The sequence below is a fragment of the Tepidimonas fonticaldi genome (genome assembly GCF_007556755.1).
Lineage (GTDB): Bacteria > Pseudomonadota > Gammaproteobacteria > Burkholderiales > Burkholderiaceae_C > Tepidimonas > Tepidimonas fonticaldi.
Genome location: NZ_VJOO01000014.1, coordinates 62,418 through 71,772, shown reverse-complemented (window position 1 = coordinate 71,772; position 9,355 = coordinate 62,418). Strand labels below are relative to the sequence as shown.

At 68.0% G+C, this 9,355-nt stretch carries 7 protein-coding genes and 1 pseudogene; 6 read left to right on the top strand and 2 right to left on the bottom strand.

Translation table 11 applies throughout. The annotated features are described in order from the left end of the window. Positions 1 to 137: pseudogene (locus Tfont_RS08430) on the top strand (IS5-like element ISCARN85 family transposase); the annotation flags it as partial. A 36-nt stretch (positions 138 to 173) separates the two neighbouring features. Here Tfont_RS08430 and Tfont_RS08425 read toward each other — a convergent pair. After that, entirely contained in the window at positions 174 to 1,028 is an 855-nt protein-coding gene (locus Tfont_RS08425; RefSeq protein ID WP_068607544.1) for a fumarylacetoacetate hydrolase family protein, read from the bottom strand. Positions 1,029 to 1,154: 126 nt separating this feature from the next. Between Tfont_RS08425 and grpE the strand changes: the two genes are divergently transcribed. From grpE to Tfont_RS08405, 4 genes are all read left to right on the top strand, one after another. Further along, positions 1,155 to 1,697: a nucleotide exchange factor GrpE gene (gene grpE / locus Tfont_RS08420; RefSeq protein ID WP_068607649.1), complete on the top strand. Its 543-nt coding sequence runs from the start codon at positions 1,155 to 1,157 to the stop codon at positions 1,695 to 1,697. A gap of 94 nt (positions 1,698 to 1,791) precedes the next feature. Continuing rightward, a complete protein-coding gene (gene dnaK, locus Tfont_RS08415) occupies positions 1,792 to 3,735 on the top strand; it encodes a molecular chaperone DnaK (RefSeq protein WP_143969100.1) in 1,944 nt (647 codons plus the stop codon). Between the two features lie 85 nt (positions 3,736 to 3,820). Further along, positions 3,821 to 4,951, top strand: coding sequence for a molecular chaperone DnaJ (dnaJ, locus tag Tfont_RS08410; protein ID WP_143969099.1), 1,131 nt, complete (start codon positions 3,821 to 3,823; stop codon positions 4,949 to 4,951). Positions 4,952 to 5,064: 113 nt separating this feature from the next. Further along, positions 5,065 to 6,429 carry an MBL fold metallo-hydrolase gene (locus Tfont_RS08405; protein WP_143969098.1) on the top strand — a complete coding sequence of 455 codons (1,365 nt, stop codon included), beginning with the start codon at positions 5,065 to 5,067 and terminating at the stop codon, positions 6,427 to 6,429. Positions 6,430 to 6,480: 51 nt separating this feature from the next. Here the strand turns inward: Tfont_RS08405 and Tfont_RS08400 are convergent, their stop codons facing one another. Further along, positions 6,481 to 7,875, bottom strand: coding sequence for an aminotransferase-like domain-containing protein (locus tag Tfont_RS08400; protein ID WP_068607551.1), 1,395 nt, complete (start codon positions 7,873 to 7,875; stop codon positions 6,481 to 6,483). A gap of 159 nt (positions 7,876 to 8,034) precedes the next feature. Between Tfont_RS08400 and gabT the strand changes: the two genes are divergently transcribed. Then, positions 8,035 to 9,345, top strand: a complete 1,311-nt coding sequence (gene gabT, locus Tfont_RS08395; protein ID WP_068607553.1) for a 4-aminobutyrate--2-oxoglutarate transaminase — start codon at positions 8,035 to 8,037, stop codon at positions 9,343 to 9,345. Positions 9,346 to 9,355: the final 10 nt, after the last annotated feature.

Below are 9,355 nucleotides of genomic sequence, written 5' to 3'. Positions count from 1 at the left end.
ACAAGCGCCGCAACGAAATCGAGCGCCTGTTGCGCCGTCTGAAAGGGTTCCGCCGCATCTTCAGCCGCTTCGACAAGCTCGACGTCATGTTCGCGGCCTTCATCCACTTCGCACTGATCGTCGAATCATTGCGATAGTGTTAACAGGCCCTAGCCGGGGCCGGGGGTGGCCGTTCAGGCCGGCACGGGCGCCGCGACGATGCGCTGTCGCTGTTCGCCCAGCACGGGGCTGCCCAGCGTGACGACATCACCCGCCTGCAGGTACACCGGCGGACGCTGGCCCATGCCCACACCGGGGGGCGTGCCGGTGAGGATCACATCGCCCGGCAGCAGCCGCATGAAGCGGCTGAGGTAGCTGACGATCTGCGCCACGCCAAAGATCATGGTGCGGGTGTTGCCCCGCTGGCGCGCCACCCCGTTGACGTCCAACCACAGGTCCACCGCCTGCGGATCGGGGATCTCGTCGGCCGTCACCAGCCAGGGCCCCAGGGGACAATGCGTGGGGTAGCTCTTGCCCTTGATCCACTGCCCTTCCATCTCGATCTGATGGGCGCGCTCGGACACGTCGTTGGCCAGACAGTAGCCCGCCACGTGTTGCAGCGCCGCTTCGGGCGGCACATGCCACGCCGGCTGGCCGATGACGACCGCCAGCTCGACCTCCCAATCCAGCTTGTGCGCCCCCGGCGGCAACCACACGTCGTCGTGTGGCCCGCTCACCGCGGCCGTGTGTTTGCTGAAGACGATGGGCTGCTTCGGGATGGGCAGACCGGCTTCGGCCGCGTGGTCGGCATAATTGAGGCCGATGGCGATCACATTGCCGATCTGCCCGACGCAGGGCCCCAGCCGCTCGGCCGGGTCCACCTCGGGCAGCCGGGCGGGGTCGAGGCGCGCCAGCCGGGCCTGGGCATCGGGCCCCAGCGTGTGCGGGGCCAGATCGCCGATCACCCCGGACAGGTCACGGCGCACCCCTTGCGCATCCAGCAAACCCGGGCGCTCGTTGCCGGGGGCCCCATGACGGAACAGTTTCATCTGCGTGGCTCCTTCGCCGTCGATTCTGACACGATCCCCGCCAGCCCCCCTTGAACCGCCGTCGCGCGCCCCCATCTGGCCCAACTGGTGTCGAACGCCTCTCGCACAACGACCATGACGACGACCATGACGAATCCCGAAAACTCTCCGACCCCCACCCCCGGCGCCGATGCGCCCGCCTCGTCGTCCGCTGCGCAGGACACGGCCGCGGCCGATTTGCAGGCCGAGCTGGACGCGCTGCGCCAGCGCAATGCCGAGCTCAACGACCAGCTGCTGCGCGCGCTGGCCGATGCCGACAACACCCGTCGCCGCGCCGAGGAGGAAATCGCCAAGGTGCGCAAGTTTGCCGTCGAGGCGTTTGCCGAGAGCCTGCTGCCGGTGGTGGACAGCCTGGAGGCCGGGCTTGCCGTGCAGGAAGCCACGCCGCAACAAATCCGCGAAGGCGCCGAGGCGACGCTGCAGCAGCTGCTCTCGGCCCTGGCGCGCCACAAGGTCACGCCCATCGCGCCCGCCGCGGGGGCGCGCTTCGATCCGCACCAGCACCACGCCATCAGCATGGTGCCGGCCGATCAGCCCGCCAACACCGTGGTCAGCACGCTGCAAAAAGGCTACCTGATGGCCGAGCGGGTGCTGCGCCCCGCCCTGGTGACGGTCGCGGCGCCCCAGTGACCGCGCGACACCGCTCTTGAATGGCGCGCAGGCGTCCCCACATTCGAAACAGTTTCAACATTCCCTCGATTCAGAACCGATCAGGAGCACCAACATGGGCAAGATCATCGGCATCGACCTGGGCACCACCAACTCGTGCGTGGCCATCATGGAAGGCGGCACCCCCAAAGTCATCGAAAACTCCGAAGGCGCGCGCACCACGCCTTCCATCGTCGCGTACATGGAGGATGGCGAAATCCTCGTCGGCGCGCCGGCCAAGCGCCAGGCCGTCACCAACCCCCGCAACACGCTGTTTGCGGTCAAGCGCCTGATCGGCCGCAAGTTCGATGAGAAGGAAGTCCAGAAGGACATCGACCTGATGCCCTACTCCATCGTCAAGGCCGACAACGGCGACGCCTGGGTGGAAGTGCGCGGCCAGAAGCTCGCCCCGCCGCAGGTCAGCGCCGAGGTGCTGCGCAAGATGAAGAAGACCGCCGAGGACTACCTCGGCGAGCCGGTGACCGAAGCCGTCATCACCGTGCCGGCCTACTTCAACGACGCGCAGCGCCAGGCCACCAAGGACGCCGGCCGCATTGCCGGGCTGGAGGTCAAACGCATCATCAACGAGCCGACCGCCGCGGCGCTGGCCTTCGGTCTGGACAAGGCCGGCAAGGGCGACCGCAAGATCGCCGTCTATGACCTGGGCGGTGGCACGTTCGACATCTCGATCATCGAGATTGCCGACGTCGATGGCGAAAAGCAGTTCGAAGTGCTGTCCACCAATGGCGACACCTTCCTGGGTGGCGAGGACTTCGACCAGCGCATCATCGACTACATCATCACCGAGTTCAAGAAGGAACAGGGCGTCGACCTGACCAAGGACGTGCTCGCCCTGCAGCGCCTGAAAGAAGCCGCCGAGAAGGCCAAGATCGAGCTGTCGTCCAGCCAGCAGACCGAGATCAACCTGCCCTACATCACCGCCGATGCCTCGGGGCCCAAGCACCTGAACATCAAGCTCACCCGTGCCAAGCTCGAGGCCCTGGTTGAGGACCTGATCGAGCGCACCATCGAGCCGTGCCGCATCGCGATCAAGGACGCGGGCGTCAAGGTCAGCGACATCGACGACGTGATCCTGGTCGGCGGCATGACGCGCATGCCCAAGGTGCAGGAGAAGGTCAAGGAGTTCTTCGGCAAGGAGCCGCGCAAGGACGTCAACCCCGACGAGGCGGTGGCGGTCGGTGCGGCCATCCAGGGCTCGGTGCTGTCGGGCGAGCGCAAGGACGTGCTGCTGCTGGACGTGACCCCGCTGTCGCTCGGTATCGAGACGATGGGTGGCGTCATGACCAAGATGATCAAGAAGAACACCACGATTCCGACCAAGTTCAGCCAGGTGTTCTCCACCGCCGAGGACAACCAGCCGGCGGTGACCATCAAGGTCTACCAGGGCGAGCGCGAGATGGCCGCGGGCAACAAGCTGCTGGGCGAGTTCAACCTGGAGGGCATCCCGCCGGCGCCGCGCGGTGTGCCGCAGATCGAGGTCACCTTCGACATCGACGCCAACGGCATCCTGCACGTCTCGGCCAAGGACAAGGGCACCGGCAAGGAGAACAAGATCACCATCAAGGCCAATTCGGGTCTGACGGAGGACGAAATCGAGCGCATGGTGAAGGACGCCGAGCTCAACGCCGCCGAGGACAAGAAGAAGGTCGAGCTGGTGCAGGCCCGCAACCAGGCCGACGCGCTGGTCAGCTCGGTGCGCAAGAGCCTGAAGGACTACGGTGACAAGCTCGACGCGGGCGAGCGCGACCGCATCGAGGCCGCGATCAAGGAGGTCGAAGACGCCGTCAAGGGCGACGACAAGGCCGCGATCGAAGCCAAGACCGAGGCCCTGATGAGCGCCAGCCAGAAGCTGGGCGAGAAGATGTACGCCGACATGCAGGCGGCCCAGGCCACGGCCGACGCGCAGGCGGGCGGTGCCGGCAGCGCGGGCGGCAGCGGTGCCAAGGGCGGCGCGGACGACATCGTCGACGCCGAGGTCAAGGAGGTCAAGCGCGACTGATCGCCGTCGCTGCTTGGACGACCCCACGCCGCGCACGGGCCTCCCCCCGGCGCGGCTTTCGTGCTCATGACATCCGTGGATCGACATGGCCAAACGTGACTATTACGAGATCCTGGGCGTGGCCCGCAACGCCAGCGATGACGACATCAAAAAGGCGTACCGCAAGCTGGCCATGAAGTACCACCCCGACCGCAACCAGGGCGATTCGGCCAAGGCGGCGGAGGAGAAGTTCAAGGAGGTCAAGGAAGCCTACGAGATGCTCTCCGACCCCCAGAAGCGCGCCGCGTACGACCAGTACGGGCACGCCGGGGTGGACCCCAACATGCGCGCCGGCGGCGCGGGCGGGGACGGCTTTGCGGGCTTCTCCGAGGCGTTCGGCGACATCTTCGGTGACATCTTCGGCGCCCCGCGCGGCGGTCGCGGCCGGCAGGTGTACCGTGGCAACGACCTGTCGTACGCCATGGAAATCACGCTGGAGGAAGCCGCCCGCGGCAAGGATGCGCAAATCCGCATCCCGAGCTGGGAGGACTGCGACACCTGCCACGGCACGGGCGCCAAGCCCGGCACCAGTGCCAAGACCTGCCCGACCTGCCACGGCAATGGCGTGGTGCAGATGCGCCAAGGCTTTTTCAGCGTGCAGCAGACCTGCCCGCACTGCCATGGCAGCGGCAAGATCATCCCCGAGCCCTGCCCCACCTGCCGCGGCGAAGGTAAGATCAAGCGCCACAAGACGCTGGAGATCAAAATCCCGGCCGGCATCGACGACGGCATGCGCATCCGCTCCAGCGGCAACGGCGAGCCTGGGCGCAACGGCGGCCCGCCGGGCGACCTGTACATCGAAATCCGCATCCGCAAGCATGACCTGTTCGAGCGCGACGGCGACGACCTGCATGTGCAGGTGCCCATCAGCATCACGACCGCGGCGCTGGGCGGCGAGGTGGATGTGCCGACCTTGGACGGCAAGGCCACGATCGACATCCCCGAAGGCACGCAGCACGGCAAGACCTTCCGCCTGCGCGGCCGCGGCATCAAGGGCGTGCGTTCCAGCTACCCCGGGGATTTGTATGCCCACATCGCGGTGGAAACCCCCGTCAAGCTGACCGAGCACCAGCGCCGGCTGCTGCGCGAGCTGGACGAATCGCTCAAAAAGAACGGCAACAAACACAGCCCCAACGAAAAGGGCTGGTTCGAGAAGGCGCGGGATTTTTTCTCGTGACCGGACGGGCGGCCCGCGCCCAGGCCGCCTCCGCCCTGCGCGGCCTGCGTCGCCCCCGGGACCGTTGAACAGGCAACCCCCCCGGCCAGCACGCCGTCCGGTACGATGCGCGCATGGACGTGCGCATTCAATTCCTCGGTGGCGCGGGCACCGTCACCGGCTCCAAGTATCTGGTGCAGCACAACGGCGACGCGCTGCTGGTGGACTGCGGCCTGTTCCAGGGCTACAAGGCGCTGCGGCTGCGCAACCGCAACCCGCTGCCCATCGTGCCGGGGCAGATCCGCGCCGTGGTGCTGACCCACGCCCACATCGACCACAGCGGCCACCTGCCCCTGCTGGTGCGCGAAGGGTTCCACGGCAAGATCTGGTGCACCGCCGGCACGCGCGACTTGTGTGAGATTCTGCTGCCCGACAGCGCCCACTTGCAGGAGGAGGACGCCGCCTTTGCCAACCGGCACGGCTTCTCCCGCCATTCGCCCGCATTGCCACTGTACACGGTGGACGACGCCATGCGCGCGCTGCGCCATCTGCGCGCGCAGCCGCTGTACCAGCCGTTCGAGCCGATCCCTGGCTGGCGGGTGCAGTTCTTTGGCGCAGGGCACATTCTGGGCGCCGCGTCAGTGCTGATCACGGTCGGCGGGCGGCGCCTGCTGTTCTCGGGCGATCTGGGCCGCGTGGACGACACGCTGATGTTCCCGCCCGATCCCCCGCCGGCGGCCGACGTGGTGGTGGTGGAATCCACCTACGGCAACCGCCTGCACCCGGCGGGCAACCTGGTCGACGAGCTGGCACCGCTGCTGGCGCGCGTCGCCGCCCGCGGCGGTACCGCCGTCATCCCGGTCTTCGCAGTGGGGCGGGCGCAGGCGGTGATGCATGCGATCGACCAGCTCAAGCGCCAGCAGCGGCTGCCGCGGTCGCTGCCGGTCTACCTGGACAGCCCGATGGCCATGCAGGCGACGGCGCTGCTCGCCGACCATCCGGGGGAGCACCGCCTCAGCGCAGCCCAGGTGCACCACATGACCCATGGGGTGCAGGCGGCGCGCACGCCGGACGAATCCAAGGCCATCGCGCGCCACCACGGCCCCAAGGTGATCCTCGCCGGCAGCGGCATGGCCACGGGCGGTCGGGTGCTGCACCACCTCAAGCTCTACCTGGGGGACCACCGGCACATGGTCATCCTCACCGGCTACCAGGCGCCGGGCACACGGGGCGATGCGCTGCAGCGCGGCGCCCCGACGGTCCGAATCCACGGCCAGGACTGGGCCGTGCAGGCTGAAGTGGCGCTGCTGCAAACCGCGTCGGCTCATGCCGATGCCGACGGCCTGATGACCTGGTTGCGCGCCATCCCGGGCGAGCCCCGCCGCGTCTTCGTCACCCACGGCGAGGCGGATGCGGCTGACGCCCTGCGCGGCCGCATCGAGCGGGAGCTGCACCGCCCGGCGCTCGTCCCCGAACACGGCTCCACTTGGGCAGTGTGAGCCCGGCCACGCCCTCGCCTCACCTCCGCCTGCCCCGGCGGGGCCGCGCCGTCAACGCCCGCCCGTGGCCTCGGACAAAAAGCGCCACAGCGCCTCGTCTTCGCAGAAGGCGACATTGAAACGCAGCCATGGGCTGGGTGACAAATCCAGCCCAAACAAGTGACCCGGCCCGAGCAGGATGTCCTGCTCCGCCGCCTGATAGGCCAGCGTCGAGGCGTTATCGATCGCCGGGTGCCGCGCCCACAGGAACATGCCCGCCGCGGGCTGCGCAAACAGCCCGAAGCCCTTGCGCTCCAGCCGCTCGGCGGTACGCTGGTGCGCATCGGCCAGACGCTGGCGCAGCACGCGCAGGTGCTTGCGCCAGCGCCCGTCGATCAGCGCCCCGTAGGCCAGGCGCTCCGAAAACTCGGATGACGTCAGCCCCGAGATCATCTTGAGCTGCGCCAAGTCCTCCAGCACATCGGGGTGCGCGGCGACGTAGCCGACGCGCAGGTTGGGCGAGATCGTTTTGGAAAAACTGCCGATGTGCACCACGCGCTGCAACTGGTCCAGGCTGGCGAGCGACGGACGCGGCTCCGGGTCCAGATCGGCGTAGATGTCGTTTTCCACGACGCGCAGTTGGTGGCGTTCGGCCAGTTGCACCACCCGGTGCAGATGGGACAGATGCGCCACGGACCCGGTGGGGCTTTGCAACCGCGGCTGGGTGAAAAAAACCTTGGGCCGGTGCTCCAGAATGCGCGCTTCCAGCGCGGCTAGGTCCCAGCCCTGCGGGGTGCGGGGCACGCCGATCAGCCGCGCTCCCAAAAAACGCAGCGAGAACAGCAGGTTTGGGTAGCCGGGCTCGTCCACCAACACCGCATCGCCCGGCTGCACCAAGCGCCGCGCCACCAGATCCATCGCCTGGCTGGAGCCGTGCGTCAGCAGCACCTGGTCGCTGGTCAGCACGATTTCCTGCTCAGCCAGCAGGTCGCGCACCAGTTGCCGCAGCGGGGTAAAGCCCTTGGGCTCGCCGTATCCGCCCAAATCCACCGAATCGCCCGCCAGCGCACGCAGGCTGCGCTTGAGTCCGTCGCCAAACAGCCAGTCGTTGGGCAGCCAGCCGCAGCCGGGCTTGAGGCGCAGGTTGCGGTTCTCGAACACCCGCCGTAAATACCACATGGAGTCGAAGTGGTACTGGGGCCCTGGCCCGGCCGCCGCCTCGGCCTGGCTCTCGCGGCTGCGCACGAAAAACCCCGAGTGCGGCCGCGAGACGAAGTACCCCAGCGCCACCAGCCGATCGTAGGCATCGACCACGGTGTACACGCTCACGCCATGTGCATGCGCAAACTGCCGGATCGATGGCGCCTTGGCCCCGGGGCGCAGCACGCCGGCGCGGATCAGCTCGCGAAAACCATCGACGATCTGCAGCACCAGGGGCGTGGGGTGTTGGGGGTCCAGGGTAAACATCGGGGCCAATCTGTATCGGGCTGTATCGGGCGTCGGGGCAATACAGTGCATCGGCACAAAAGACGCCTCTGTATATGTTATCGGGCCAGTGGGCCGATACAGTGCCATCCATCGTGGCGGCCGTTCCCTCGCGCCGCCGTCCCTCGACCGGAGACCCCCATGCACAGCGACCCCCAACTGCAATCCGCCGCCAAGACCAACGCCGCGCTGATGGCCCGCCGCCGCGCCGCCCTGCCCGCCGGCCTGGGCCAGACCTACGAGGTCTTTGCCGACCATGCCGAAGGCGCCGAGATCTGGGACGTCGAGGGCCGCCGCTACATCGACTTTGCCGGCGGCATCGCCGTGCTCAACACCGGCCACCGCCACCCCAAGATCGTCGAGGCCGTCAAGGCCCAGCTCGACAAGGTGCACCACACCTGCTTCCAGGTACTGGCCTACGAGCCGTATGTCGAGCTGGCCGAGCGCCTGATCGCCAAGGCGCCGGGCAACTTCGCCAAGAAAGCCTTCTTCCTGTCCACCGGGGCCGAGGCGGTGGAAAACGCCATCAAAATTGCGCGCGCAGCCACCCAGCGCCAGGCCGTGATCGCCTTCGGCGGCGGCTTCCACGGCCGCACCCTGCTGGGCATGGCGCTGACCGGCAAGGTGGCGCCGTACAAAGCGGGCTTTGGCCCCTTCCCGGCCGAGATCTACCACGCCGAATACCCCAACCCGCTGCACGGCATCAGCGTGGCCGACGCCCTGCGCTCGGTGGAGCACATCTTCAAATACGACGTGGAGCCGCAGCGCGTGGCCGCCATCATCCTGGAGCCGGTGCAAGGCGAAGGCGGCTTCTACGTGGCCCCGCGCGAGTTCGCCCAGGCCCTGCGCGCGCTGTGCGACCAGCACGGCATCGTGCTGATCGCCGACGAGGTGCAAACCGGCGCCGGCCGCACCGGCACCTGGCTGGCCTGCGAACAGTGGGGCGTGGCGCCCGACCTCATCACCATGGCCAAGAGCATGGCGGGGGGCTTTCCCCTGTCCGCAGTCATCGGCAAGGCCGAGATCATGGACAAGCCCCTGCCGGGCGGCCTGGGCGGCACTTACGCCGGCAACCCGCTCGCCTGCGCCGCCGCGCTAGCCGTGCTGGACGTGTTCGAGGAAGAGCGGCTGCTGGAGCGCTCCCGCGCCGTGGGCGAGCGCCTGCAAGCCGGACTGCGCGCCCTGGCGCAACAGCACCCCGAGATTCAGGACGTGCGCGGCCTGGGTGCCATGGTGGCCATCGAACTGTTCGACGGCGGCGACCACAGCAAGCCCGCCGTTGAACTCACCAAGCGCATGTGCGCCGAAGCGCTCAAGCGCGGGCTGGTGCTGCTGTCGTGCGGCGTGTACGCCAACGTCATCCGCATTCTGGTGCCCCTGACCGCCAGCGATGCGCTGCTGGACGAAGGGCTGGCCATCATGGGTGAGGCGCTGAAGGCGGCGAAGGGGTAACAGGTCAGGC

What these genes read in the sequence shown, in the direction of transcription:
- Tfont_RS08425 (WP_068607544.1), bottom strand. Translation starts at nt 1,028, where the DNA reads ATGAAACTGTTCCGTCATGGGGCCCCCGGCAACGAGCGCCCGGGTTTG.
- grpE (WP_068607649.1), top strand. Translation starts at nt 1,155, where the DNA reads ATGACGAATCCCGAAAACTCTCCGACCCCCACCCCCGGCGCCGATGCG.
- dnaK (WP_143969100.1), top strand. Translation starts at nt 1,792, where the DNA reads ATGGGCAAGATCATCGGCATCGACCTGGGCACCACCAACTCGTGCGTG.
- dnaJ (WP_143969099.1), top strand. Translation starts at nt 3,821, where the DNA reads ATGGCCAAACGTGACTATTACGAGATCCTGGGCGTGGCCCGCAACGCC.
- Tfont_RS08405 (WP_143969098.1), top strand. Translation starts at nt 5,065, where the DNA reads ATGGACGTGCGCATTCAATTCCTCGGTGGCGCGGGCACCGTCACCGGC.
- Tfont_RS08400 (WP_068607551.1), bottom strand. Translation starts at nt 7,875, where the DNA reads ATGTTTACCCTGGACCCCCAACACCCCACGCCCCTGGTGCTGCAGATC.
- gabT (WP_068607553.1), top strand. Translation starts at nt 8,035, where the DNA reads ATGCACAGCGACCCCCAACTGCAATCCGCCGCCAAGACCAACGCCGCG.